The following is a 26,938-nucleotide window of genomic DNA, read 5'->3' as shown; positions in this document are numbered from 1 at the left end:
CCCGCAGGGGGCGCGCCCGCAGGGGGCGCGCCGCGCGTGCGCGTGCGGTGCCGGGCAGGGCGGCCGGGCAGGGCCGGTGCCGGTGCCGGTGCCGGCTCAGCCCATCTCGTCGGGGTCGGGGCCCAGCCGGGTTCCGTTGTCCAGGGTGGACACGCCCGTCATGTCGTCCTCGTCCAGGACGAAGGAGAACACGTCGATGTTCTCCTCGATCCGGGAGGGGGTGACGGACTTGGGGATCACCACGTTCCCCGTCTGGAGGTGCCAGCGCAGCACCACCTGGGCGGGGGTGCGGCCGTGCTTGCGGGCGATCTCGGCGATCACCGGGTCGTCCAGCAGGTCCTTGCCCTGGCCCAGCGGCGACCAGGCCTCGGTGGCGATGCCGTGCTCGGCGTGGAAGGCGCGGGCCTCGGCCTGCGGGAAGTTGGGGTGCAGCTCGATCTGGTTGACGGCGGGGACGACCTCGGTCTCCTCCATCAGCCGCCGCAGGTGGGTGGGCTTGAAGTTGGACACGCCGATGGCCCTGGCCCGGCCGTCGGCGTGGATGGCCTCCAGCGCCTTCCACGTCTCGACGTACCTGTCCTGCTTCGGCGCGGGCCAGTGGATGAGGTAGAGGTCGACGTAGTCCAGGCCCAGCCGCTCCAGCGAGGCGTCGAAGGCGCGCAGCGCGGCGTCGCGGCCCTGGTCGTCGTTCCAGACCTTGGTGGTCACGAAGAGCTCTTCGCGCGGCAGCCCGGACTCGGCGACGGCCTTCCCGGTGCCCTTCTCGTTCTGGTAGATCGCGGCGGTGTCGATGCTGCGGTAGCCCGAGGCGAGCGCGTGCCCGACGGTGGCGGCGGCCTCCTCGTCCGGCACCTGCCACACGCCGAAGCCGAGCTGCGGCATCCGGACGCCGTTGTTGAGGATGATGTTGGGGACGTTGCTCACGAGCGATCGGTCCTTGTCAGTCGGTTGGCGACACGTGTACCCGGGGTCCCAACGATCATGGCAGCGTTGTCATTCCCGCTTCGCCGCGTCTCCTCCCGCCGCACGCCCGCAGCCCGCACGCCCGCACGCACGGCGGCGGCCGCGGCGTCCGCCCCGCCCGCCCCGGGTCCGGCCCGGCCCGCCCGCTCAGCGCTGGTAGAGGGCGTCGATCTCGGCCGCGTACGCCTTCTCCACGGCCCTGCGCCTCAGCTTCATCGAGGGGGTGAGCAGCCCGTCCTCCTCGGTGAACCGCGACCCCAGTATCCGGAAGGTGCGGATCGACTCGGCCTGGGAGACCTGGGTGTTGGCGGCCACCACCGCCCGTCTGACCTCGGCCTCCAGATCGGGGTCGCGCACCAGCTCGGCCGGGCCCAGGAGCGGCTTGTTGCGCATGGTCAGCCAGTGGTGCACGGCGTCCTCGTCGAGGGTGACCAGCGCGGCGACGTAGGGCCGGTCGTTGCCCACCACGACGCACTGCGCCACCAGCGGGTGCGCCCGCACCCGGTCCTCCAGCACCGTCGGCGAGACGGTCTTGCCGCCGGAGGTCACCAGAACGTCCTTCTTCCGCCCGGTGATCGTCAGATAGCCGTCCTCGTCCAGCGAGCCGAGGTCGCCGGTGGCCAGCCAGCCGTTGTGCAGCACCTCGGCGGTGGCGCGGGCGTCGCCCAGGTAGCCGGCGAAGACCTGGCCGCCGCGCAGCCACACCTCGCCGTCCTCGGCGATGTGCACCGTGGTGCCCGGGACGGGGACGCCGACGGTGCCGAAACGGGTCTGCTCGGGCGGGTTGGCGGTGGCCGCGGCGGTGGTCTCCGTCAGCCCGTACCCCTCGAAGACGCGGATGCCGGCGCCGTCGTAGAACAGCCCCAGGCGCCGCTCCATCGCCGAGCCGCCCGACACGGCGTACCGGCAGCGGCCGCCGAGCGCGGCGCGCAGCCGGGAGTAGACGGCCTTGTCGAAGAACCGGTGCTGCATCCGCAGGGCCGGACCGGGGCCGCGCCCGGTTCCGAAGGCCTTGTCCTCCATCGCCTCGGCGTAGCGGACGGCGACCTCCACCGCCTTGTCGAACGGCTCCAGCCTCCCCTCCGCCTCGGCCCTGCGCCGCGCGGTGTGGAAGATCCGCTCGAAGATGTAGGGCACGGCCAGCAGGAAGGTGGGCCGGAAGGTCTCCAGGTCGGGCAGGAGGGCGGCGGCGGTCATGTTGGGCTGGTGGCCGAGCCTGACCCCGGCGCGCACCGCCCCGACCTCGATCATCCGCCCGAAGACGTGGGCGAGGGGGAGGAAGAGGAGGGTGGAGGCCTGCCCTCCGCTCCCGGAGGGGAAGAGGGCCTCGTAGCGCCGGACGAGGTTGTCGCACTCGGCCATGAAGTTGCCGTGGGTGAGCACACAGCCCTTGGGGCGGCCGGTGGTGCCGGAGGTGTACAGGACGGTGGCGGGGGTGTCCGGGGTCAGCGCGAGCCGGTGCCGGTGCACCACGTCGTCGTGGATGTGCGCCCCGGCGGCGGCCAGCGCGCCCTCGGCGTCGGCGTCGAGCTGCCACAGCCGCTTCAGGCGCGGCAGCCGGTCGACGACCGAGCCGACGGTCATCGCGTGCTCCTCGTGCTCCACGACGGCGGCCGTCACCTCCGCGTCGTGCAGCATCCAGTGGACCTGCTCGGCCGAGGAGGTGGGGTAGACCGGCACCGGCTGGGCGCCGACCGACCACAGGGCGAAGTCGAACAGCGTCCACTCGTAGCGGGTGCGGGACATGATCGCCACCCGGTCGCCGAAGCGCACGCCCTCGGCGAGCAGCCCCTTGGCCAGTGCCAGCACCTGGTCGCGGAACTCCGCGGCGGTCACGTCCCGCCAGGCGCCGGAGGTGTCCTTGCGCGCCATCACCACCTGGCGCGGGTCGGCGTCGGCGCGGTCGAAGACGGTGTCGGCCAGCCCTCCGATCTGAGGCTCCGTCGCCAGGGCCGGGACGGTGAACTCGCGCACGTGCCGCTCCTCGTCGCGCTGTGGCGTGGGGGACTCACAGCGGGCCGACCGTACCGGATGCGCGGGCCGCCCAGGAAGGGATGTGATACGGCCCGACGGTGTGAATGCGGTCGTTTCGGGAAGTCCGTGCCGGGCCGTCACCGTTCATCCCGGCCCTCTCCACCGAATCTCCCGTGCGGTGCCCCCTCTTCTGCGCTGGGACGCGCCCGCGGGCGCGCCGGTTCCGCCGCCCTCAGGTCCGTCGTACGCCGAGCGCGACGCGGTGCTCACCGGCGTAGACGTTCATCGACGGCCCCCGCAGGAAGCCGACCAGGGTCAGCCCCGTCTCGGCGGCCAGGTCGACGGCCAGGGAGGACGGCGCGGAGACGGCCGCCAGCACGGGCACCCCGGCCATCACCGCCTTCTGCGCCAGCTCGAACGAGGCGCGCCCCGAGACCAGCAGCACGGTGCGCGACAGAGGCAGGTCCCCCCGGGTCAGGGCGCGCCCGACGAGCTTGTCGACGGCGTTGTGGCGGCCGACGTCCTCGCGCAGGTCCAGCAGCTCCCCCTCCGGGGAGAACAGGGCGGCCGCGTGCAGGCCGCCGGTGCGGTCGAACACCCGCTGGGCGGCGCGCAGCCGGTCGGGCAGCGCGGCGAGCACCTCCGGCTCCAGCGGGGGGAAGTCTCCACTGACGGGCCAGCGGGCGGTGGTGCGCACCGCGTCCAGGCTGGCCTTGCCGCACAGCCCGCACGAGGAGGTGGTGTAGACGTTGCGCTCCAGGGTGATGTCGGGGACGGGCACGCCGGGGGACAGGCGCACGTCGACGACGTTGTAGCTGTTGCGGACGGTGCCGTCGGCCTGCTCGGTGGCGCCGGCGCAGTAGACGATGTTCGCCAGTTCCTCCGGGCGGCCCAGCACGCCCTCGCTGACCAGGAAACCGGCGGCCAGGGCGAAGTCGTCACCGGGCGTGCGCATGGTGACCGCCAGCGGTTTGCCGTTCAGGCGGATCTCCAGCGGCTCCTCGGCCACCAGGGTGTCCGGGCGCTCGCTCACCACACCGTCGCGCAGGCGGACGACACGGCGGCGTTCGGTGACTCGGCCCATGGAAATCAGTCCCGCCTCGGTCGACGCTTCACGGCTGCGGCGCCCTCTGCCGCGGCCGTCCCCATTGTGCTGCTGCCCCGCTTCCGCCGTACGCTCACCCGCCGCCCGGCCGTCCATGCCCGTGAGCGGGATGCGGGTCGCCGGGCTGCCGGGCTGCCGGACCCGGCCCCGGAACCCACAATGGGGACATGCCGGACGTACCCGACGCGTCGAACGCGCCGCCGCGCCTGCTGGTCGTCGGCGCCACCGGAGTCCTCGGCGGCGCCGCGGCCGACGCACTGGCCCGCAGGGGCGACGCGATCTTCCTCGCCGGACGCGACCGGGAGCGGCTGGCGTCGGCGGCGCGGCGTCTGAAGGCCGGCTCCGCCCCCTGTGACGCCTACGACCTGGACGGCATGGCCGCCCTGCCCCGTCTGGCGGCCGAGGCGATGGGCGGCCTGGACGGCGTACTGGTGGCGATCGGCGCGGTCGCCTTCGGCCCGGCCGAGGAGACGAGCGCGGCCGTCACCGAGCACCTGTTCGCCGTCAACACCCTGGCGCCCATCGCGGTGCTGTCCGCGGCGCTGCCCCTGCTTCACCCGCCCGGCACCCTGGCCGCCACCACCGGAGTGGTCGCCGTCCGCCCGCAGCCGAGGATGGCCGCCTACAGCGCCTCCAAGGCGGCGCTGTCAGCCTGGCTCACGGCGGTCGCCGCCGAGCGGCGCCGCACCGGCCTGTCGGTGGCCGACCTCCACCTGCCGCACACCGACACCGGCCTGGCCGGGCGCGCGGTCGCGGGCAGCCCGCCGCCCCTGCCGCGCGCCGCGCCGCTGGAGGAAACCGTCGACAGGATCGTCGCCGCCTTCCACCCCGAACCGTCCGCCGGTGGGCCTTCCGCCGGTGGACCGCCCGGCACCTGACCGCCGGCCCGTCCCCGGCTCCGCCGACCCTGGCCCGGCCGTCCCGGCACCCCACCGGACCACGGATTATGCATGTGAGAGGCACCGCGAAAACTTGGTATGGTGTTCCCCGTCGCCGCGGCCGGAAGGCCGCTGGTCGCACACCGGTCCGGGTGGCGGAATGGCAGACGCGCTAGCTTGAGGTGCTAGTGCCCTTTATCGGGCGTGGGGGTTCAAGTCCCCCCTCGGACACGAACCATTTCCCCACGGTCTCGCCGAGACCGTGGGGTTCTTGCGTTCGGGGGGATGTCGGGTTCGGGGCTGATCGTCGCCCGTACGGTCTGTCGGCCGGGGGTGTAGGCGAGCCGGAGACCGAGGCGCCGGTAGAGCTCGGCCTTGTCCTCGGGGGTGGCCTGGCGGACGGCGGCGGCGAGATCACTGACGGAGCGGACTACAGCGGCGACGTCGTCGCGGGTCATGCGGGTGCCGGTGTCCTGGGCGGCGGTGTGCAGCCGGGTTTCGGCGCGTGTGCGTTCGGCCTGGACCTCGGTGATCCACCGGGTCACCACAGCGGGGTCGGCTCCCGCTTCGAGTGCGGCGCGGTACCGGGTGAGCTTCGTGTCGCACTCGGCGATCCGGGCGCGGGCCGCTTCCGCGGCGGCGGCCTCGGCGCGGGCGCGGGGGTCTTCGGCGGCGGCCATCAGATCGATGGTCTCGTCCAGGCGGTGGGGCTGGAACACCCCGGCCAGCCAGTCGTCGAGCGCGGGGGTGAGCCACTTCTCGCGCAGGTAGACGTTGCGCGGGTGGGGCACGCGGTTGGCCAGCGCGTACTGCTCGGGGAAGCGGCAGCGGTAGTAGGCGTCGCCGTGGGACCACTGAGCCTGCATCCGCCGCGTGCACGCCTCGCAGACGATGCGGCCGCGGAACAGGTACGGGTTGCGGGTGCGATGGACGACGTGAGCGGTGCCGGTGCGGGCCCGGGTGCCCAGGACCTCCTGGACGCGGGCGAAGGTGTCGTCGTCGACGAGCGGGGTGTGGGCGGTCCGCTTGGAGACGATCCACTTCTCCTGGGTGTTCCAGCGCATCGAGGTGGTGTAGCCGAGAGAGACGTCGTGGATATCCAGGAGCACCTCGTACTTGGACTGCCGGTTCCAGACCTGGCGGCCGGTGTACCGGGGGTTGGTCAGGATGGCCCGTACCGCGCTCTTGGCCCAGGCACGGGTGTCGCGGTGCGGGTTGCGGGCCCGGTCGTGGGCCGATGGGCTGGGAATGCCGTCGCGGGTGAGCCCTTCGGCGATGGCGAAGATGCCCAGACCGCGCAGGAACTCGGTGAAGATGCGGATGATGACGGGGGCAGTAACGGGGTTCGGGTTCGAGGCCGTGGAGACGTCTTCCGTCGGCGGCCTTGGACGGGTTCGGATGCGGGCCCAGGTCGCACAGCCGGTAACCGTACGGGGGCCGGCCGCCCAGATACCGGCCCTCCATGAGGGCCTGGGCGGCCATGGCGGCGTGCACGCGGACCCTGATGCGGTTGCGCTCCCCCTTCGACATGCCGCCGAACACGGACATGATCAGGTCGTGGGCCGCGTTGTCCGGGTCGATGGGGCCGCCGACCTCGGGCTCCCACAGCGGCACGCCGTAGTGGGCGAACAGCGGGAAGGTGTTGCCGAATTGGGAGCCGTAGAAGGCGCGCTGTGGCTCACCGATCACCACGGCGTCGAAGCCGCGGGGCGGTGCGGCGAACGCGGCGAGCAACTCGGCGGCGCGCGGGCGCCGTTTCCATGGCAGAGCGCGGCTCTCACCGATGTCGAAGTACTCGGCCGTGATCTGCCCGCCGGCTGGTTCGAACAGGTTCCGGGCGCGGCTGAGCTGCCACGACTGGGAGGCTTCGGGGTCCTGGTGGTCCTCGGTGGACACCCTCCCGTAGAAGGCGAACCGCAGGGCCGGGCGTGAGGGTGTGTGATCAGTGGGCGGGGCGGAGGCGGGCTCGGGACGTAGTCAGGGGAGGGAAGGGTCATCTCCGGTCACTGTCCGGTGCTTTCTGCTGGTGGTGGTCTGGGCAGCCGTCCACGGATAGCTCGTCGGCGGCCAGAGCGCCAGTAGACGCGGCGCAGACAGTTGCGGCATGGCGGATGAGGATGTGCAACAAGACCGTGGCCGCTGACGGAGTCAGCTCAGGCGTGAGCGGACTGATGACGACACGGAAACCGGGCGGCGGCGCGTCGCGCCGTGGACGCGGGCTCATGAGCCCTGGCCCCTCGGGCCCGACACGATATTCCGGCTGGAGACCCTACTCGGGACTGCAGATGCCCAGGCATAGAGACGGATAGGGTCGGCGTGCAAATTCTCGAATGCCTGGCCGAGCGAGATGCTCCTGGCTGCAGGTCCAGGACCGGATGCGCCGCAAGGTTGGACGGGGAAAAGGGGTTTGGTGACGTCTGAGGAGGCGCTGACAGGGAGACTGTGAGGCGACGCGGTAGGCATCGGAGGACAGCTCCGAGATGTGGAGAGCGAGTTCGTCATGCTTACGTGAAACAATAGGGACGTGACAGGACAGGATTGCCACCGCTGTTCTGGGTAATTAAGTCGTACAAGGTGCACTTCGGCTGATGATTGCTACGCTGCTTCCCTCCCGAACCGCGTAGGGGCGGGTCCCTGACGGAGAACTCGAAACATGGGAGCGGGTGAAGTTGCTGGCCGGGAGCGGGAAGTCAACAATCCAGACGGTTGCGCGGCTGAACCAGCAGATCGCCAGTGAGCTGTTTCCAACCTGACGCCGAGGTTGGAGACAGACCCCAGCGGTAGCAACGGGTGAAGTTCCTGGTAGATGGGTTGTCGACCAAGATCAACCTGTCAGGCCAGGAGCTTCGTGTGCTTGTCTACCCATCGGCGATCGATCTGTCCAGTTCGGCCCTGCGGTTCCTCAGCCGTCACCTGGCCGAGCGGCGCAGAGCCATCGGCTGCCGGTGGCGCCGCCTGTCCAGCAACCGGCAAGCACTGCTGGTCCTGGCCCACCTGCGCTGCGGCGACACCTACAGCCGTCTCGCAGCGGCCTTCCGGATCGGGGTGGCCACCGTCTACCGCTACATCCGGGAAGCCGTCGAACTCTTGGCGGCCCTCGCCCCCGACCTGGCCGACGCGGTGCGGACCGCGTCGGTGAAGGCATTCGTGATTCTGGACGGCACGCTGCTGCCGATCGACCGGATCGCCGCCGACCGGCCGTACTACTCCGGCAAGCACAAGCGGCGCGGCATGAACATCCAGGTCCTCGCCGCCCGGCGGGGAAGCTGCTGTGGGCCTCCCCGGCGCTGCCCGGAGCGGTCCACGACCTCCGCGCGGCCCGCACCCACGGCATCATCGACGCCCTGACCGAGACCGGCGCGGCCTGCTGGGCGGACAAGGCCTACCGAGGCGCCGGCGGTACCGTCCGGGTGCCCTACTGGGGGTCGCTGGGAGAAGCTCTCGGCCGGGCAGCAGGCCCACAACCGCTCCCACGCCCGCATCCGCGCCTTGGGCGAGCAGGCGGTCGCCGCCCTCAAGTCCTGGCGGCTGCTGCGCAAGCTCCGCTGCTCCAACACCCGGATCACCGGCCTGGTCAAGGCCGTTCTCACCCTCCACCTCGCTACATCAACATGAGGTTGGAAAACGCTCAGTGAGTGATCCAGTCCTTGGCGAGCTCCACGAGGTTCGGAAACATCCATGGCTTGCGCCCTTGCTTCGGATCTTCCAGTAGTTCCAAAGCCAGCTTGGCCACCTGGAAAGCGACCTGCTGGACGCGAACACCCCGGCCGTCGACCAGCGTGTGCGTGGCGCTCTTCCCGATGAGGCCTTCCACCTCGGCCCGTGTTGCTACGTGCTCGTTCACCTTGAACGGCTCCGCCTGCGTGAAGTCCGCGTAGAAGCGCGCCTCCTCCACCTCTCGCGGTATCCCTCCAACCGCGGGAAGGTGATGCGCAGCTCTTCCCGGTCTTTCATGGCCCGGACGTGCTTGGGCTCCGGTCGCGGCTTGGTCTTCAGCTCGCGGTTCGGGTCGGTCTGGATGAACTGGAAGGGGATGCCGTACACGTCCGCGTACTCCGGCTCCAGAAGTCCCTCGTCGTTCACCGCGTACGAAATGCGGCGCAGACCACGGCCCGCCACCTGCTCGCACAGCAGGTGGCTGCCGAAGGCCCGGACTCCCAGGATGTGTGTGACCGTATTGGCGTCCCAGCCCTCCGTCAGCATGGACACAGAGACGACGCACCGTACGTCCTGCCCGAGTTTGTCCTTCTTGCCGACGGTGTTCAGGACCTCACGCAGCAGGTCGGCATCCGTGAGTGCTTCCACGTCCCGGTCGGGGAACCGGGTGCGGTACTCCTCCTTGAACGCCTCCAGTTGCTCGGCCGCTGCAGCCTTGAACTGGGCGTCCAGCTGAGGGTTGTCGGACTCCAACTGCGCAGAATCGACCAGGATGGTGCGGGGCACCGGGTAGCGGCGGCCCTGCTCGTCATAGTTGGAGAAGAGGCCCAGCATGCCCCGCTTGCCGAGGCCACCACTGTCTGGCAGCTCGTGGCCGGCGATCTGGTCGTACACCCACTTCGACACCGTCGTGTTGTTGCAGACAACAATGAACACCGGGGGAGTAGAGCCGGTGCCCTGGGGCTCCTCCTCCCAGCGTGCGAAGGCCTCCGTGTAGTTTGCGGTACAGGCTGTGGGCTGCCCCGTCCAGAACGGCCGGTAGCGTTTTGTCCGCGAGCGTCTCAGGCTTCTGGGAGCGCTTCGGCATCTCGTCCCTGATGTGCTCCCACAGGTTCAGGTACGAGACCTCCTTGTGCTCCGCGTCGTCGTCCACGGGCACACGAGGGATCTTGACCAGGCCCGACTCGATGGCGTCCAGCAGTCCGAAGTCGCTGATCACCCAGGGGAAGAGGGTGCCCTCTGGGTAGCCCGAGCCATTCAGGTAGAAGGGGGTCGCGGAGAGGTCGTAGACCGTCTTGATGCCGGTCTTGCGCATGATGTGGTTCAGGCCGTCGAACCACTGGCGCGCGTGCTTGTTCTCCTCTTCGGCCTGCTTCTTCTCCTCCCCCTTCAGATCGTCGACGGTGACGGCCCCTTCCAGGGCGGCCCCGCGGGTCTGGTAGCAGTGATGTGCCTCGTCGTTGATGACGATGATCTCGCCCTTGCTGCCGCCCAGATCCCGCAGCACCCGGTTGACCATCATGTCGGGCGTCTCGACGAAGGGGTCGTTCTTCGATCTCGCCAGCAGCAGCTTCTTGGTCTTGGACGCGAGTCCCTGGCCCTCTCGCGTCGTCTTGAGCATGAACGCGTGGTAGTTGGTGATCGCCACCTGCGCCTGGCCGAGCGCACCCCACAAGTCCGCCGGGACGACGTCCCGCTCCTTGTAGTAGTTGTTCGGATCGGACGGCATCAGTACCCGCAGCCGGTCCCGGATGGTCACACCGGGCGCGACCAGAAGGAAGCGCTTGGCGAACCGGGGGTCCTGCGGGCCGGCGACCTTGTTGAGGACGTTCCAGGCGATCAGCATCGCCATCACGACGGTCTTGCCCGCGCCCGTCGCCATTTTCAGGGCGACCCTGGGCAGCCCCGCATTGTGCTCCTGGTTGGTCTCTTCCAGGTGGGTCTTGATCCACGGCCTGCCGAGCTTCGTGCCCACCTCCGTCAGGTAGATGGCGGTCTCCACCGCTTCCACCTGGGCGAAGAAGAGTTTCCGTTCCCGAGCCGGGTCGGTCCAGTACTCCAGGAGACGGCGGGTCGTCGGCGTGATGTTGGGGTATCCGGCCCTGCGCCAGCGGTCGACCTCGTTGCGGATGTTGCCGATGACGTCCTGGCCCTTGCGCTCCTCCAAGATGCCGTCGAAGAACAGCTCGTGCTGGACGCCGGCGGACGTCTTGCGTCCCTTCCGGGCACGCGGCACGGGCATCCAGGTCTCGCTCGGGCGACGCCCGGGAACCCGCTTACCGGTCGGTTGTCCCCGCTCGTCCAGTTCCCAGTGCCAGGCCGGCTCCGCGTACGGCGAATTGATGATCGGGTTCTCGATCACTGCTGCCATGCTCTAGATATCTCCCTCACGCCACATCTGCGCGGACCGTACATCCTGCCACCGACGATGACCCCATTCGTGCATGATCAGACAATCCGCACCCGATGCTCCTCTCGCTCCAGATGTCCCATGACCACCTGGTGTGCCCGCCATCCGTCCGGGAACTTCGGAGGTACATCCAGGTAGACAGGACTGCTCCGCGGGTGCCGATCCAGCAGGTCGCGGATGCCGGCGCGGGCCACCACGATGCAGGCGAAGCGGTGGCGGGAGAGCAGGACGCACAGGCGGCCCGTTTCCAGATGGAAGGCGGAGGCGTCCTGGCGGCCGGAGAGCGGGTGCCAGACGAGGGTGACGTCGAACTCGCGGCCCTGGAGGCGGTTGGCGGTGTCCACGGTGATGCCGGTCAGATTACGGGCGGCGAGGCGGGAGCGGACGGCTTCCGCCTGCACGGTGCGTGCCGTGCCGATCGCGATGCGGTCCGTGGCCAGAGGCTCTCCGTTGACCAGTGCACCGCGCTCCAGCAGCCGGGCCGCCGTCGCCACGAGGGCATCCGCCACCTCCGGGTCGTGGTCCAGGGTGTGGCGGGCGGGGAGTTCCAGGTGGCCCCAGCCGGAGGCGGCGGCCCGGGCGAGGATGTCGTCCATGGGGCCGGAGCCGTGGGGCAGGCTGGCGTACGACAGCACGCGCTCCGATGCCGTCGTACCGGGGACGAACCGGTAGAAGGGGTAGAAAGCCTGCTCGACCAGGGGCGCCGCCGTCTCCGGCAGCCGCCAGGAGACGGGGAGCTGGTGGCGTACGAGGTCGGGGTTGTGGGCGAGGGTGACGTCGACCGCGTTGCGCAGGGGGTCCCAGGTCAGGCCGTGCCAGCGGTCGGTCTCCACGGTGGCGAAGGGATCGAGCTGGCCGGGATCGCCGACGAAGAGCACCTGCGAGTCGTCCTCGGAGAACAGCGGGGCCGTCGCCAGGAGCGCGTCCGAGCGCATCTGGTAAGCCTCGTCGACGATGGCCCACCGCCATGGCGCGCACTTGTCCGGGTTGACGAACGACCACTTCTTCGCGGTGGACACCACGACGGGCAGGTCGCGCAGGTCCGCCACCTGGTTGCTCCCGGTGATGTTGGGGTGCCGGGTGACGCGGGGCGGAAGGGTGTGGCCGCCGGCGTGGAGGCGGCCGATCGCCAGGTCAGGGTGCTCCTGCGCGATGCGGTCCACCAGGTCGTCGACCTGCTCGTTGGTCTGCGCGACGATCATGAGCTGGTGGCTCGCGGACGTCAGGTGCCCGGTCGCCTTCACCACCAGCGTGGACTTCCCGGCCCCAGGAGGCGAGTCCACCACGACGCCCCGGCCGGGCGCGGTGTCGAGGCTGACCAGGATCCCCGCGACTGCCCGGTCCGCGCGCTCGCCGGGAGTGAGGGCTTCGGGCTCCCCGGTATTGGGAAGGGGGTCGGTCACTCCCAGATCTCCTCTGCATCCTCTTCTGTGGGTTCGTACGGCTGTGGCGGGCCACCATGAGTCCAGGGAGTGTTCTCCTCGTCGGGCAGGGCGGACGGCATGGCCGTGAGGTTGAGCGTGGTGTACGTCAGTTCCTCGCCAGTTTCCGCGAGGGTGCCGGCCGGTGCCGGGGGCTTGCGCTTGTTCGCGAAGCCGCCCTTGAGCTGGAGCACCACGGTGTGACCACCGTCGTCCTCCTGTCGTACTTCGAGGATGCGCGCTTCTTGGCCGGGTCGGGCGGGGGACTTCACCTCCGTGCCGACCGCGAGGCCGACGCGAGCGTCAGTGCGGAGTGTGATCGTCGGACGCCACACCTGGGAGCCGGGGCGGTCGCCGGGGACGAATCGGTCCTCGTACTTGGCCGTCACCGTCCCCGTGAACGCCTCGCCGGTCAGCTCGTACTCCGCCATCACCAGCGGGTCATCGTATGCGCGCTCCGCCTCGTAGCGGGCGACCGCGTCCTCCAGCTGGGCCAGGCGGCGGGCGGCTCGGACGGCCCGATCGCGTCGGGCCTGCGGGCGGCCGTCGGCGTCCAGGTACTCGGCGTACTCGGAGAACCAGCGTCGGTCGAGGGCCCAGCGGTCGGGGACGTGGGCGCCCTCCGGCAAAGTGCGGAGCAGCTCCACGCCGCGCCACATCAGCCGCCAGGTGGGCAGCACCTGGCCGTGCAGCTCACGGTCGATCTGGCGGCCGACCGCCTCGCGTCCGCGGTCTTCGGATGTCTCGTCGTAGCGCGTCATCAGTTCGTGCAGGGTCCGGTCGAAGACCGGGTCGGTGGACGGGCCGGCCGGCGGCCACACGGTGGGGTCCTCCGTCTCCCGCGCCGCCTGCGCACCGTCGCTGCCCTCCGGCGGATCGATCCAGGCCAGCAGGGAGGCGAGGTGGGAGTCCTCGGAGGGGCTCTGGCCCGTGGCCCAGTGCGCGGCGAGCAGCCGGGTCATCGCGAGCAGCACGCTGGAGTTCGGGAACTCGGCCAGTTCCGCGAACCAGGTCAGCCACTTGCCGAGGGCGGGCACGGACGGGTCGACCGCGTACGGTCCCTCGGTGGCGCGCAGTCGGGTCAGCCGGCCGAGCAGGCCCACGTACGCAATGCCCTCGCCGTTCGGTACGAGGAGCTGCGGGGCCCGCAGAAAGCGCAGGCGTTCCTCTTTCTCCTTGCCGCGGCCGACGGTGTAGGGCTCCGTCTCCGTCCGGCACTCGTTGATGTACGTGAGCAGCAGTGCGGCGAGGCGCTCGGCGAACCGGAAACGTTCGGCGCGATTGCGCGGCTGGCGGACGGTGAGGAGCACCGGGTGCTCGGGGTCCGTACCCGCCAGCGCGGCCAGGGGCGCGCATGCCTCGCCGGCGAGGGTGAGCGGCACCAGGACGAACGGTTTCTCGTCCAGGTGCTGGTGGCGGACGGTCGTCAGCGGTTCGGCGCGGCCGGTGTGGGACGCCGTGAGCGCCGCGACGGTGGACAGGACGCTCATGAGGCCCTCCGGCGGAGTCGGCGCAGCAGGTCGGCTGCGCGCAGCAGGTCGGCGGCTTCCGCCTCCGCCTCTCCCGGAGCGGCGACACCGTTCAGGTAGTCGAGCGCAGTGCGGGTGGAGTCGATGCCCGGCAGGTCGTTGCGCACGCCGCTGCCCAGGCGGCCCGGCGAGGCACACCCGTCCGCCTCGTCGCGGCAGTAGCGCGCCATCTCGCAGAAGGACAGACAGGAGGGCGTGTACGAGGCGTCCAACGCCTCTATGGACGAGGAGAGTTCGTCCGTGCTTCGGGTCGTGTCCAGGGTCGCCGTCTCGGGGAGCCGAGCCGCGAGGTCCTCGGCGCGCCGCAGCCGTGAGAGCTGGAACTGCAGGGCGTCGAGTTCCTGCCGGAGATCGATCAGGCGGCCGTAGGGGCGGTTGGAGAAGTCCTTGGGGCAGACGAGCAGGAACTCGTGGGAGATCTGTTCGGTGGGCAGGCCGGCGGTGTCGAAGGCACGGCGCAGGGCGAGGACGTACACTGCGGCCTGCTTGGCCGCCTCGGCTACAGCGGTCGGGTTGGCCTGGCCGTCGATTGCCGCGAACGAGCGGATCAGGACGACGTAGAACTTCCCTCCGATGCGGTGGGTGAGTGCATCCGGCTCCAAGTAGGCCGTCTGGCCAGCGACTTCGAGGGTGAGTACGGGACGGTCGAGGATGAGCCGTACGTCCTGGCCGGAGGTCACGTGCGTGATGAGGCGACGGGTCTCCCGCTCGCGCACGTGCAGGGCCGTGTTGCCCCCTACTTCGTTGAGGTCGGTGACATGGGCCTCTGCCACGGGGACGGAGAGCTGCTCGCGCAGCAGCCGGATGAGTTCGGCGTAGCCGCCCCACTTCACGAGGCCGTGGAACGCCTGTTCGCGGGCGAGGGCGAAGGGTGACTGGCCGAAGCGTGGTTCGTATCCGACCTGCTGGGCGAGTAGTGCCTTGTCCACCCCGGCGGCATCGAGGACGGCGCGACGGGCACAGGCAGGATTGGCGGTCAGGGCGGTGATCTTGCGGGCGGTGTACGGCTGAGGGGGCTGCGGTCCACGCAGCCGCGCGAGCCGGCCGTCGGGAGGTTTGGACTGCTGGGAGGGCATCGTCTCTACTTCGGGAACGTCTTCGGGAGCTCACCGGCGTGCGAGGCGTCTGACGTCATCGCCGTCGGGGAAGGGCGTCAGGACAGAGTCCCACCCGCGTCGCGCAGAGCGTCACGCATTGGCGCCGCACCGAACAGTTGCTGTACGTCCGCGAGTTGGGTACGGGCGCGCTGCGCGGCCGCTTGCCGCTGCTGCTCGTCCTCCTGCTGGTGGACGGCTGCTTCGGCGTGGGCGGCTGCGATCACGCGCGCGGGGTCGGGTTCCGGGGCCGCGGCGTCGTAGGCGCCCGGGATCGTGAGGGCGAAACGGCGCAGTAGCCGCCAGGCCGCGTCCGGGGCCGGGTGCCCCGCGGTGATGAGTCGTTGGATCTGCTCGGCGGTCCCTACCGCGTGGGTGAGGAAGTCGGCGCGTGGGCTGAGCGGGCCGATGATCCGCCGTTCCACGGGCCAGGTGGACAAGGCCAGGAGTCCGCGCGCGGGGACAAGGCGGTCGTGGGTCAGCGCCGCACAGATGTAGTACGGACGGGCGTAACCCTGTGCGGTGAAGGAGCGTTCTTCATCCCGGCGGAGCGACGCGAGTTTGGTGGCCACCAGCGGCTCGGTGAAGAACGCCTCGTACGTGGACGAGATGAGCTTCGGTGAGGCGGGGGCCCTCAGCAGGGTGAGCGCCTGATGAACTTGTTCGCGGATCGGGATGGAGCCGTGCTTCGGGCGCTCTTTGCGGCGTGGTGCGCCTGTGGTTGCCGACGCCTGCGGAGCCGAGGGCTCGGTCGGAAGTGCCGCACCGTCCGGTTCGGCCTCGGACTCGAGGGCGTGCTCCCAAGCGGCCTCGGCCTCACGCAGCGCGCGACGGATGCGCGCGGTTTCGGCCTTGTCCCGGGCGCGCACAGCGCCGCGCAGTTCGGTGCGCAGGTGGGACAGGCGCTGCTCGAGCTCCTCCAGTGATGCCGCCATGCGGGGCAGCTTAGCGCAGTAACCAATCTGTGCCAATAATTTCCAATGAGTTCCAAGATTCCTGCTACGGTCGAATGCAGCAGCGCATCCGGTCGGCCCGAAGGATGCCGCCTGTTTTGAAACAAAGGGGAGGAAATGAGTCACAACACGACGGCATGGCACAGGCCGCCCTGGCTGACCGGGGACGACGGCCTCGTTCGCGTGGGGCCCGGTACGGGCGGGAGCGAGGAGCACACCTGCCCCTCGCACGCCGCGGCCAAGGCCCGGCCCGGTCTCTGGCCTGCACGGCGTCTCCGGTTGCCGAAGCCGGAGCTCGAGACGTTCACCCTCGGGCCGGTCATGGACGCCGTCGACCGGGTCGAGTTCCACGGTGAGACACCCGACCAGGCCCTGGCGGGGCTGCGCTCCCGCACCCCCGCCCTCCACCCCGGTCACCTGACGTACGCCGAGCACGCCCTCCGTACGTACCTGGGAGCGTGCGCCGGCGACGGTGGACAACGGATCCAGCCGGTCCGTCCGTACTGGGTGGCCCAGCGGGAGAACGGCAAGTTCTGGGAGATGTACGCCTGGTGGCGCAGGTACGAGTCGGCCGACGGAAGGCTGCGCGAGTACCGGCGGCTGCGGCACGGCGAGGCCAAGAACTCCGAGCCCGGCGAGATCGCCATCGCCGTGTACGTCGCTGTTCACGGACGCCGGGCGGCCTGGCCCCGGAAGTGGGCACGCGCGTTCCAGCCGTACGGACCCGCCGTCCGGCCCGAGCGGGTGCGTGTCGTCGAAGTCGGGCTTACCGACGGACGGCCGCGCGTGCAGTTCGACGGGACAGCCGAGGAGGCCGAGGCGTACTACGCCGAGCACGGGCACGCGCACGTGGCCCGTGTCGTGGCGGGCGACAGGCCGATACCCGGCTCGTCCTGCGTCGACTGCAAGCAGTTCACGGGCTGCGAGGCCGTGCCGCGCAGGCCCGGCATCCTCGGACTTCCCTCACGGGCGGCACCGCTGAGGAAGGTGTCGGTCAGCGATCTGCGCTACCACGCGGCTTGCCCCGCACAGGGGTTCCTCCGCGCCCTGCACCTGCCCAAGTCCGACGAGTACGGCAGCGCGGCCAGGCTCGGCCAAGCGGTGCACGGCTGGGTCGAGAAACTGCACCGGCGCCCGGGACGGCCGCCGTGCACGGCCGGCGACATGCCCTCGGAGGGCGAGAACTGGACGGAGGGACGCTGGCGGGTCTCCAACGAGGACGCCGCGACCGGTCGGGACATGCTGCTCCACCACGTCGACGCCTGCCCCTTCCAGGACGCCGCCCTCATCCAGCGGGTCGAGCCCGAAGCCCTCCGAGTCGTCCACGACACCGCGGCGCAGGCCGTCGTCATCGCCAAACCCGACCTGCTCTACCAGGAGGACGGCTCGTGGGTGTGGCGGGAGCTCAAGACGACACGGAAGCGGCGCCGCCACCGTGAAGACCTTCTCGACACCTACCCCCAACTCGCCCTGGCAGTCACGCTCCTGGCGCAGGGCGCGCTGGGCGGCGATCCGGACGGTTCGCGCGTCGAGGTGGAGATCCTCCGGCCGGACAGTTCCGATCCGCACGTAATCGACCCGACGGACCCTGGCCGGCAACGGAAGGCGCTGTCGGTACTGCGGCGGTACGCCGACCCCTGGCGGGAGGACGAGACCTGGGACGCACGCCCCGGGCCGCAGTGCCGGTCCTGCCCGGTGTCCCGGTGGTGTCCGAGCGCCGCGCACAACGGCGCTGTCGCGGCAGAGGGGGAGGCGTGACCACAACCGACATGAGGGACGCACGGTCCGGGAACGCCGCCGGCACGGACGAGGCGCTGCTCCGCCAGATCGCCAGCGCCCTGGCGTGCCTGTCCCGGCAGAGGACCGTACCCAATCCGGTCTACCCGGCGAAGGTGCAGAACGCGTACAACCGACTCGTCCTGCACTGCCTGCGCCTGGGCGAGGAACCGCCGGGCAGTGTGCCGCAGATGGTCCGCTGGGCTTGCGAGCGGCCTCTGGCCGAGTGGCCACTGGAGCTGCCGCCCGAGAACTTTCCTGGAGCGGCCCTGCTCGTCGATCCGGAGACCCGGCTGCCGCACCAGCTGTGCCTGGAGTGGGAGGTGAGCGCGGCCGACCCGGCTGCCGAGCTCTTCGAGAACGAGCGCATCCGGGAAGCACTCGCCGTGTGCCGCGCGGCCAAGGCGCCGCAGGCATACACCGCGTTCCGGGCACTGCTCACCTCCAGGCCCTTGCTGACCGGTGCCGAGCTGGCGCTGCTTGGCGGCGATCCGAACTGCGGGATGCTGCTGCATGACGTGATCAAGCGCTGCTACGAACCCGTGCCCGCCTCCTATCTGCGGCGCGGCACGTACCGGCAGTGCGCTCGCTGCCGCTGCCTGATGGTGCCGCTGCTGAACGGCGGCCACCGGTGCGAACTGGACCGGTGCCGCCGCGACGGCACCTCGGACGAAGGCACGCCGCTTCGTGCCGACAACGGCGGAGTCTTCCAGCTCAGCCGCCCCCTGCGGATGTTCGTCACCAGCCCCGGGCTCGCGGAGACCGATCTGCAAGCCGCCCTGGAGGAGAAGTTCGGAATCACCGCCGAGATGTGGCCCAACTTCGACGCGTACGACCTGCGCGTTCCCCTGCCGGGGCGACGGCATTGGGCGGTGGACGTCAAGGACCGGGTGAACCCCGTTCTGCTGGCACGTTCCCTCACACCATTCAGGAACGAGCCGCCGTACGACCGGGCGTTCCTCGTCGTGCCCCGCTATCGCTTCCGCGACAACGAAGCGTATGGGCGGCAGTTTCGCCGCAATCTGCCGGAGGACCTAGCCGACCGGGTCACCCTCCTGGACGACCAGGCCTTCCTGCGGCTGGTCGCCGATGAGATCTCCACCCCGCATGGCAAGGCGGGGGAGCCGCGTACCGAAGGAGGACACCGTGCGTGACCGCAGAGGATGGCACCGGCGCTGTTCACCGCAACAGCTCAACGAAGTGTGGCCGGCGAACCTCGGCAGTTTCCGCTCCGGCGACCTTCTCGATGTCGAACTGGGCCTGTACCTCCTGCAGAACGTGACGCCCACCCGCACGGCCGCCGATGTCTGGCCGCTGCTGGGCGGTTACCCGTACAGCGAGGTGTTCGGGGACGTCCGCACCGACGAACAGCGGCTGCGCGTTCTGCGCGCCCGCCACTACCTGTGGGACATGCGGCGACGGCACGCCTGGTCGGAGGCGCTGGCCGACTACCTCAAGGCTCCTCAGCACCTACGCGGATACGACATCGACGGACCCGGCTCGGTCCCGCGCCGTCGCGAGACATCGCGTGCCACACGCCGTTTCGAGATCTTCGAAGAACTGCTCAGCACCCCTCCGCCGTTCGCGACACGGTCCATCCCGCTCGCCGAGGAGGGAGAGCACACCTTCCGGGTACAGGACCGTACCCATGCTGTGGTGTTCGACGAGGAACTGCTGACGGACACGCTGCCGCGTGCCCACGCGCTCGACGCACCACTGGCCGGCCTCGGGGAGCCCATCGATGTCACCTGGGAAGAGCTCGAAAAAGCCGCCGACGAGATGGACACCATCGAGACGGCGGTGCCGGAGGGGCCGCGCAATGGCTGGGCCGGGCGACTTCAGCGGGTGAAGCTGCTCGTGCGCGACGCCGAACTCGGCCGCTTCACCGAGCAGGGACGGCTGAGGATCGACCGGCTGCTGCACCTCGTGGGGATGGTGGGGGCCGGTAAATCCACCCTCCGGGACATCCTGACCTACCACCTGGTGACCCGGACACCCCGCCGGGTCACCATCGTCGTCGGCGACGTGGCCGAGACGCTCGCCGTGGTGGAACAGTTCGATCGGCTCGGTGTACGGGCGGCGCCGATCCTCGGGCACTCCACCCGGGAGCGCAACATCAACCGACTGCACCGCCGCACCGCCACGGCCGGCGCCGTCACCATGCTCGGGCACGACCACGCGGGCTTCGCCTACCTCAGCAGCGCCTGCCCCGTCGACGTACTGCGCGGCCTGGAAGCCCGCCGCCCACTCGGTGTCCGTGAAGCACCGTGCATCACGCTGTACACCGTCCCCGAGCAGGAGGCCACGGACGGCGATCCACTCCTCGACGAGGAGAGCGGCACGCAGCACGACGCACCAGGTCCGAAGCCGCAGCGGAGACTGTGTCCGTTGTGGAACCGCTGTCCGCGCCACCGCGGGGCTCGTGATCTGGTCGACGCACAGGTGTGGGTCGCCACCCCGGCTGGCCTGGTGCACAGCTCCGTCCCGCTGCACCAGCACCAGGAACAGCTCCGATACCTGGAACTCGCGTGTCGGCTTAGCGATCTGGTCATCGTTGACGAGGCGGACCGGGTCCAGATGCAACTCGACACGGCCTTCGCGCCAGCCAGCACTCTGGTGGGCAAGGCCCCGAACTCCTGGTTCGACGAGGTGGCCGTTCACAAGTTCCAGCAGATGGCCCGGGACGGGCGACTCCAGCTGTCCGCCCGTGACGTCGACGACTGGACCAATGCCGTCAACACGGTCAGCGCCGCCACCGACCGCCTCTTCGCCCTGCTCGTCAAGGACGACAAGCTCAGGCGGTGGATCAGCGTCGACTACTTCAGCGCCTTCACCCTCCACAACCTGTTGTTGGACAGTTGGTTCCCGGGGCGGAAGGAGGGTGAACGTCCGCCTGTGGCGGCCCGGACACTGGACGGTGCGCTTGGCCGGTTCCGTGACGACCCGCTGCACGAACAGCAGAGCATGGGCGACGATGAAGTGACACCCTTGGTGAACACCCTCGTCCACCTCACCCTGGAACTCCTGCACGCGCCCCAAGGAGCACGGACGCGCGAGAGGCTGCGCGACACACTCACCGACATCGTCGGAGGCGACAGCACGGTCCTCGCGGACGCCGATCTCCAGGCCCGGCGCTTTGAATTCACCCTGCTCCTTTCCGCCCTGCACAGCCGCCTCGACTTCATGACCACGCTGTGGCCGCGCGTCGAGGCCGCCCTCAATCTCGAGAGTGCCTCGAACGTGCTCTCCCGCAGGCCCCCCAAGGACTACGAGGCGGTCATCCCCGAGTCGCCCATGGGCAACGTGCTCGGCTTCCAGTTTCGCCACGACGACCGTGAGCGTGACGGTGACCGCAGCGGTGAACTCCGCTTCTTCCACTGCAACGGTGTGGGACGCGAACTGCTCATGCGGCTCGGCGACCTGTGCGCCGTGGACGGCCGCCCGGGCCCGCACGTCCTGCTCATGTCCGCAACGAGCTGGGCGGGCACGTCAAGCAGATACCACGTGCACGCCGAGGTCGGTGCCGTGCTGCGTCCTCACGACGAGGAAGTCGAAGCCGTCCTGGGCAGCGAGTTCCGCAAGGAGTTCCTGTACTGGCCCGGGAACGACCGGCCCAAGCCGCTGCGCCTGTCCGGCTGCGACCCCGAAGAGCGACCGCAGGCCCTTCTCCACATGCTGCACCAGCTCGCGGTACCCGACCGGAGCCTGCCCGACGCCGAGAGCATGCTGGACACCGAACTGAAGGAGATCGACGATCCCGACCGCCGCCGCATCCTATTGCTCGTCGGCAGCTACGACGAGGCACGCCGGGCCGCCGAGTACCTCAATCAGATCCCCGAGTGGAACGGCCGCGTCACCCGACTCGTGTCCGACGACGCGGACTCCGACACCGCCTGGACCCGGCTGCCGGAGGATTCCGCCGCACGGACCCTGCCCCGCGGTGACGTGAAGGCCTTCCCCTCGGTCGGCGGCGACATTCTCGTCGCGCCACTGCTCGCCGTGGAGCGGGGACACAACATCGTGTTGCACGGTGGCAAGGCGGCCATCGGCACGGTCTACTTCCTGGCACGCCCTCACCCTCGGCCCGACGACATTTCACTCGCCATCCAGTCCATCAACGACTGGGCCGTACGCCAACTCCGCGATGTGGACGGGTCCTTCCGGCAGAACGCGCTCGCTGCCGCCACACCCGACCAGGCGGCTGTGGCGTTCCGCAGCCGCGCACGCCGCCAGTGGAACCGCTTCCTCACCCGACGGCTGGCCTGGTCCAGCCTGCGGGACGAGGAGAAGGCAGCGTTCACCTGGGATCAGCTCGTCGTCATGTGGCAGGTCATCGGTCGCCTGGTGCGCGGCGGCGTGCCGGCCCGGGTGGTCTTCGTCGACGCGGCCTTCTCCCCCCGAGAAGCCGGGTTCCAGGACGCGGACACCTCCGACACCAGCCTGCTGGCGAGCATGCGTGAGGTGCTCGCCCCCTACTTCGAGGACGGGAGCGCGGTGGAACGGAGCCCTGCCCCGATCGACAAGTCCCTCGTCCGTGAGCTGTACGAACCGCTGTACAGCGCCTTGGTGGACATGGGCTGACGGCTTCGTCGCCGCACCACACCAGCGACGTGTCCGCGTCGTGTCCGAACCCTTCCCACCTTGTCCTGAGGAGAACCGGCACCATGGCCTACCAGTACAACCGCCCGGCGGCGTACCTGCCCGACCCGGCACAGGGACCCTTCGTCGTCCCGATGCACACGCTCTCTCTGCCCGCCCACTGGGAGGAACCGCTCCTGCGCCTCTACCACGGCGGAACGGCCGAGGGGCAGGCCGAGCGACGGCGCCGCGTGCCCACAGCGGCGGTCAACCAGCTGATGCGCGCCACCGCACCGGACATCGTCACGGTCGACTCCACGGCGCGATTCGGCTCGGACGATGCCTGGCTGTACTGCCAGAACGCGTACCCGACGGCCGTGACAAACCTCTACATCGCCACCTGGCTCAAGAACCTCCCGCGCGACGCCAATGATCCCGAGACCGCAGCCCTGCTGATGGACTGCTTCCGTGACCTCGACACCGCGGCACTCAGCTGGCGACCCGGCAGAGTCGACCTCCTCGAGCAGGAGATGTCGCCCGGGGGGACCGCTCTGCCCGCGCCCCACGTGTACCGGTTGCTTCCCGATGTCCTCGCCGAACGGATCGCGCGCCAGGGAGCGTACGAACACCACGGACAGCAGCTGGTGTTCCGGCAGGTCGCCGGCCGCGCGGGTGCCAGAGGGCAGGGAAGCGGGGGCGCCGAACTGATGTCGAACGTGATCGAATACGTACCCAGGCGGCGTGGTGGCGCCGACGGCAAGCCGGCCTACTACGCGGCGACCCTCCGCATCACCGTGCGCACCGTTCCCTTCTCACCCGTCCCGCGCGTCCACGTGGCCGCCGGCGTGCGCCGGTTCGTCACCGGCAAGATCTACATGCCGTACGGCAAGGGTGTGTCCGCGTACCTCCTACCGGACGACTCCCTCGTCCACGACGGACCACAGCCGCAGCGCTTCGCGGTCGCCATGCTGGAGTGGAAGAACGGCACCACCGATTGGCGTCAGGGCGGAGCAGAGGGCATGCTCACCCGGGTCAGCGCACTCGACGCACTGCCGTCTCCGGACCGGCTGGTGAAGGAGGCCGACCACTGGATCCACGGCCGGGACGGCATTCGGATCGCGATCGGGCACCAGGCCGCCATGGGCAGGCACACGATCGGCACCGGACTGATGCCCAGTGAACGCCGACGGTTGATCGAATGGGCGGAGCAGGCCATCGCTCCCGAGTTCGTGCCCGTTCCGAAGCTCGAGCGCAGTGCGTACGCGCGGCCGCCCAAGAAGCAACTCAAGACGCTGCCGCCCATTCCCAGGAACAAAGAGGAAAAGGATCCCGGAGACCTCGCGGCCATCCTGGACAAGCGTGAGACGAACACGGCCCACAACGCTCAGGTGCTGCGGGCCCGCCTGGCCGAAGCCCTCGACGGAGAAGACCTCATCGCAGTCGTGCTCCACCAGAACGACATCATCCGCGATCAGATGATCGCCGCGGCGGAGACGGGGTTGGGACTGGCCGGGTACCGGCGTACGCAGGGCCCCGATACCTGGGTGTGGGAGGCGGAGGAGCTGACCGTCCGGCTGCATGTGCAGCCTCTCGGGGCTTTGGGCGCACCGCTGGGTAGTGACGGAGCTCCGCGCCGGGGGCAGGAACACGACAAGGCCATCGAGGAACGCCGTACCGGTGCCGCGCGGGCCATGGCCGCCCTGCGGGAAGCCATCCCCGGGGCGCAGCTGGCCTTCGTGGAGCTCGACGGGCAGGACGCCTTCCGCCATGCCAAGCGACGGAGCGACCCCAAGCACGCGATCCGTCTCGGCTGCGCGGACGCAGGCCTGGTGACCCAGTTCATCCGCCCGCCGGACCCGGATACGGAAAAGGAGAAGGTTCTCGCCGATGCAGAGCTGCGTGCAGCCTCGGCCTGGTCGGACGGCCTGCGCCAAACTGGTATGCGGCTGGTGCCCCAGCACACGCTCGGCGACACGCTCATCCCCGCGAACCTGAACCAGGTGGCCTTCCATCTGGTGGAACGCCGCCTTGACGGGCCCACGGGCAAGCAGCAGTTCACGCCGATCGCGGTGCTCATCCGGCCGGGCGCGAAATGCGTGCTGGGAAAGTCGGCCGACATGCACGCATGGGTGCCGTACCCCGAGCTTCTCAAGTCATTGACGGGAAGGGTCGAAAGCCGGAAGAGCAGCACGGAGCAGTCAGCCCTCACAGCGGCCTTCGTCAAGAAGACACTGGCGCAGTTGCGCAGCACCCCGACGCTCGTCCTGGTCCACGCTCAGGACCTCCGGAAGCGCTGGCCGTGGTTGAGGAACGACGGTCTGGAACGGGACAGGCTCAGCCTCGACGGAGGTCCTGTTCAGCGGATCGGTCTGTACGGCAAGCAGCTTCGTGTCGTCCGGATCGCCGATGGCAGCCGGGATGAGACGGCACAGTGCTGGGCCGAGGCGGAGGAAGTGTCTCCCAAGTTGGAGGGAAAGCAGCGCGGGGGCATTGCGATGGGGCTGTGGCGGCCCGGAGTGCGGGGTGACTCCGATCGCGTCTTCTACAGCACGATCGGCAAGTCCGGCACACAGACGAAGCTCACCAACGACGACGCCAAACTGACTCCGGACACCAACACCGCCGGTAAAAACGTTTACCGGCCGACGGCGAACGCCTGGAACCCGGATCTCCTCGAGCTGACTGTTGCGTGCCTTCAGCCCGGCGATGACGCGGAGGCATGGGCTGCGTTCGTCCACCAGCAGCGTTTCAGCGAGGACTACCGGGCAGGTCGCGAGGGGCTGGCTCTGCCGCTGATCTTGCATCTTGCACAACTCGCGGACGACTACGCTCTGCCTCACGAGATCGAAGACGCACTGGACCCGACTGTTCCTTGGACCGCTGCCACGACGGGTGTGTCAATCTAACGGCCCTGTCTCACTTCCAGTGGTGACGGAGAGTAACGAGGGGCGTTGACACTGATGCGGATGTCAACGAATCTTGCGTGGATGGTGTTCTCGGGTTTGTTCCCCCTGGTCATCGAGGACGTGGTCGATGAGGGTGAGTGGATAGTGGTATGGGCACGGACGCCGCTGGACACTGCGGTCTGCCCAGTATGCGGAGCCTTGCCGGGACGCGTGCACGGGTATCACTGGCGGACTGTGGCCGACATGCCGGTCGATGGGCGCCGGGTGGTGGTCCGTGTGCGGGTGCGGCGTCTGGTGCGTCTAACGTTCGGTTGCTGCCAGACCTTCCGGGGGCAGGTGCCCGGAGTGCTGGAGCGGTATCAGCGATGTACGGCCCGCCTGACCAGGCACGTCAAGGCCGTGGGCAAGGAGTTAGCAGGCCGGGCCGGGGCGCGGTTGCTGACGATACTCGCAGTGGACCTTTCACATCACACAACCCTGCGCACTTTGTTGTGGATCGCTCTTCCCCCCAGTCGGGTACCCCGCGTAATCGGCGTCGACGACTTCGCTCTGCGTCGGCGCCACCGCTATGCCACCGTGGTGATCCACACCGAGACCCATGAGCGGATCGACGTGCTGCCCGATCGCACCGCCTACACCCTGAAGGTGTGGCTGCGCGAGCATCCGGGCGTCGAGGTCGTGTGCCGCGACGGCTTCGCGACCTACGCCGAGGCTATCCGCCGGGCCTTGCCCGACGCGGTGCAGGTCGCTGACCGGTGGTATCTGTGGAACCACCTGTGCGAAGCCGCCCTGAGCGAGGTCAAGGCCCACAGCAGCAGCTGGGCCACCGTGCTGGACGCGCCCATCTACGACGGGCCCCGTGCCCAGACGACCCTGGAACGCCGACACCAGGTCCACAGCCTGCTCGACCAGGACGTGGGCCTGCTCGAATGCGCCCGCCGACTACAACCGGCCCTGAACACCGTCAAACGCTACGCCCGCGCCGACCGGCCCGAGCGCATGCTCCGCGTCCCCAAATACCGCGCTGGCCTCGTTGATCCCTACCGCGAGCACCTGCGCAAACGCCGGGCCGAAGACCCGGCTGTCCCTACTGCGCACCTCTTCGAAGAGATCAAAGCCCTCGGCTTACCGGCTGTCTGAACCTCCTGCAGAAGTACATCAACCAAGGCTGCGCGGACGCCGACCGCAGCCACATCTCCCCGCGCAGGCTCGCCCGGATGCTCCTGACCAGACCCGACAACCTCAAGACCGAGCAACATGAGGTTCTGGCCAAGCTCACCGCCGCCTGCCCCGAAGTGACCCACCTGGCCGCAGCTATCAGAGACCTCGCCCCGCTCTTGAAGCCTCAGCCGGGAAACGCCGACGCACTCACGCGCTGGGCCGCCCAAGTCCGAGCAGCCGACCTGCCTCATCTGCACGCCTTCACCCGCGGTCTAGAACGAGACCGCAATACCGTGATCGCCGCGCTCACACTGCCGTACAGCAACGGCCCCGCCAAGGGTGTCAACGCCAGGACCAAGCGGATCGCGCGCCAGATGCACGGACGAGCAGGCTTCACCCTCCTGCGCCACCGGAAGTGAAACAGGGCCGTTGACTGTACAGTCCCTTCGCCGTCGATGACGCCGAGCAGGTCGTGCGGCACCGGGCCCTCAGGAGCGACACCCGGAACCGGAACCACTCGTCAGGAGCGAGGA

Annotated in this window: 16 protein-coding genes, 1 tRNA gene and 3 pseudogenes; 8 read left to right on the top strand and 12 right to left on the bottom strand. The window is 69.6% G+C overall.

The window, feature by feature from the left end:
- Window positions 1-96 precede the first annotated feature (96 nt).
- The 3 genes from ACLIYP_RS05285 to fdhD all read right to left on the bottom strand — a co-directional run bounded on the left by ACLIYP_RS05285 (window position 97) and on the right by fdhD (window position 4,021).
- Window positions 97-924, bottom strand: a complete 828-nt coding sequence (locus ACLIYP_RS05285; RefSeq protein WP_412711971.1) for an aldo/keto reductase — start codon at window positions 922-924, stop codon at window positions 97-99.
- Window positions 925-1,110: 186 nt separating this feature from the next.
- A complete protein-coding gene (locus ACLIYP_RS05280) occupies window positions 1,111-2,937 on the bottom strand; it encodes an AMP-dependent synthetase/ligase (RefSeq protein ID WP_412711970.1) in 1,827 nt (608 codons plus the stop codon).
- Between the two features lie 232 nt (window positions 2,938-3,169).
- Window positions 3,170-4,021, bottom strand: coding sequence for a formate dehydrogenase accessory sulfurtransferase FdhD (gene fdhD / locus ACLIYP_RS05275; RefSeq protein WP_412711969.1), 852 nt, complete (start codon window positions 4,019-4,021; stop codon window positions 3,170-3,172).
- A 188-nt stretch (window positions 4,022-4,209) separates the two neighbouring features.
- On the opposite strand from fdhD, the gene ACLIYP_RS05270 reads away from it, so the two are divergent.
- On the top strand, window positions 4,210-4,920 hold the full coding sequence (locus tag ACLIYP_RS05270) for an SDR family NAD(P)-dependent oxidoreductase (RefSeq protein WP_412711968.1): 711 nt from the start codon (window positions 4,210-4,212) through the stop codon (window positions 4,918-4,920).
- Between the two features lie 146 nt (window positions 4,921-5,066).
- A tRNA-Leu gene (locus tag ACLIYP_RS05265) sits at window positions 5,067-5,151 on the top strand.
- Here the strand turns inward: ACLIYP_RS05265 and ACLIYP_RS05260 are convergent.
- Together ACLIYP_RS05260 and ACLIYP_RS05255 are read right to left on the bottom strand one after the other, a co-directional pair.
- Entirely contained in the window at window positions 5,133-6,206 is a 1,074-nt protein-coding gene (locus tag ACLIYP_RS05260) for a recombinase family protein (protein ID WP_412711974.1), read from the bottom strand. The two genes, ACLIYP_RS05265 and ACLIYP_RS05260, sit on opposite strands and share 19 nt — an antisense overlap.
- A 235-nt stretch (window positions 6,207-6,441) precedes the next feature.
- Window positions 6,442-6,816, bottom strand: a pseudogene (locus tag ACLIYP_RS05255) (recombinase family protein); the annotation flags it as partial.
- 954 nt (window positions 6,817-7,770) lie between these two features.
- On the opposite strand from ACLIYP_RS05255, the pseudogene ACLIYP_RS05250 reads away from it, so the two are divergent.
- A pseudogene (locus ACLIYP_RS05250) lies at window positions 7,771-8,535 on the top strand (transposase family protein).
- Window positions 8,536-8,548: 13 nt separating this feature from the next.
- On the opposite strand, the gene ACLIYP_RS05245 reads toward ACLIYP_RS05250, so the two are convergent.
- The 7 genes from ACLIYP_RS05245 to ACLIYP_RS05215 all read right to left on the bottom strand — a co-directional run bounded on the left by ACLIYP_RS05245 (window position 8,549) and on the right by ACLIYP_RS05215 (window position 15,966).
- Window positions 8,549-8,764, bottom strand: coding sequence for a hypothetical protein (locus ACLIYP_RS05245; protein ID WP_412711967.1), 216 nt, complete (start codon window positions 8,762-8,764; stop codon window positions 8,549-8,551).
- Entirely contained in the window at window positions 8,761-9,483 is a 723-nt protein-coding gene (locus ACLIYP_RS05240; RefSeq protein ID WP_412711966.1) for a DEAD/DEAH box helicase, read from the bottom strand. Before ACLIYP_RS05240 ends, ACLIYP_RS05245 begins: the two co-directional genes overlap by 4 nt.
- Window positions 9,386-10,819: a DEAD/DEAH box helicase family protein gene (locus ACLIYP_RS05235; protein WP_412711965.1), complete on the bottom strand. Its 1,434-nt coding sequence runs from the start codon at window positions 10,817-10,819 to the stop codon at window positions 9,386-9,388. Before ACLIYP_RS05235 ends, ACLIYP_RS05240 begins: the two co-directional genes overlap by 98 nt.
- A gap of 206 nt (window positions 10,820-11,025) precedes the next feature.
- Window positions 11,026-12,390 carry an AAA family ATPase gene (locus tag ACLIYP_RS05230; RefSeq protein ID WP_412711964.1) on the bottom strand — a complete coding sequence of 455 codons (1,365 nt, stop codon included), beginning with the start codon at window positions 12,388-12,390 and terminating at the stop codon, window positions 11,026-11,028.
- The gene (locus ACLIYP_RS05225) at window positions 12,387-13,898 is read right to left on the bottom strand and encodes a hypothetical protein (protein WP_412711963.1); all 1,512 of its coding nucleotides are present in this window, start codon (window positions 13,896-13,898) and stop codon (window positions 12,387-12,389) included. Before ACLIYP_RS05225 ends, ACLIYP_RS05230 begins: the two co-directional genes overlap by 4 nt.
- The gene (locus ACLIYP_RS05220; RefSeq protein ID WP_412711962.1) at window positions 13,895-15,013 is read right to left on the bottom strand and encodes a hypothetical protein; all 1,119 of its coding nucleotides are present in this window, start codon (window positions 15,011-15,013) and stop codon (window positions 13,895-13,897) included. The genes ACLIYP_RS05225 and ACLIYP_RS05220 overlap by 4 nt, the downstream gene beginning before the upstream one ends.
- Before the next feature lie 77 nt (window positions 15,014-15,090).
- The gene (locus tag ACLIYP_RS05215) at window positions 15,091-15,966 is read right to left on the bottom strand and encodes a hypothetical protein (protein ID WP_412711961.1); all 876 of its coding nucleotides are present in this window, start codon (window positions 15,964-15,966) and stop codon (window positions 15,091-15,093) included.
- A 135-nt stretch (window positions 15,967-16,101) separates the two neighbouring features.
- Between ACLIYP_RS05215 and ACLIYP_RS05210 the strand changes: the two genes are divergently transcribed.
- The 5 genes and pseudogenes from ACLIYP_RS05210 (at window position 16,102) to ACLIYP_RS05190 (ending at window position 26,824) form a co-directional block, all read left to right on the top strand.
- Window positions 16,102-17,742: a PD-(D/E)XK nuclease family protein gene (locus ACLIYP_RS05210; protein ID WP_412711960.1), complete on the top strand. Its 1,641-nt coding sequence runs from the start codon at window positions 16,102-16,104 to the stop codon at window positions 17,740-17,742.
- Window positions 17,739-18,914 (top strand): pPIWI_RE_Y domain-containing protein, encoded by a 1,176-nt coding sequence (locus ACLIYP_RS05205; RefSeq protein ID WP_412711959.1) that lies wholly within the window; start codon window positions 17,739-17,741, stop codon window positions 18,912-18,914. Before ACLIYP_RS05210 ends, ACLIYP_RS05205 begins: the two co-directional genes overlap by 4 nt.
- Entirely contained in the window at window positions 18,907-22,341 is a 3,435-nt protein-coding gene (locus ACLIYP_RS05200; RefSeq protein ID WP_412711958.1) for a pPIWI_RE_Z domain-containing protein, read from the top strand. The genes ACLIYP_RS05205 and ACLIYP_RS05200 overlap by 8 nt, the downstream gene beginning before the upstream one ends.
- An 83-nt stretch (window positions 22,342-22,424) precedes the next feature.
- The gene (locus ACLIYP_RS05195) at window positions 22,425-25,244 is read left to right on the top strand and encodes a pPIWI_RE module domain-containing protein (RefSeq protein WP_412711957.1); all 2,820 of its coding nucleotides are present in this window, start codon (window positions 22,425-22,427) and stop codon (window positions 25,242-25,244) included.
- Between the two features lie 54 nt (window positions 25,245-25,298).
- Window positions 25,299-26,824 (top strand): annotated as a pseudogene (locus ACLIYP_RS05190) (ISL3 family transposase).
- Window positions 26,825-26,938 lie beyond the last annotated feature (114 nt).

Source organism: Streptomyces nanhaiensis, from assembly GCF_046614825.1.
Lineage (GTDB): Bacteria > Actinomycetota > Actinomycetes > Streptomycetales > Streptomycetaceae > Streptomyces > Streptomyces radiopugnans.
Note: the sequence above shows the minus strand (reverse complement) of the source record. Positions and strands in the feature narration are given on the sequence as shown.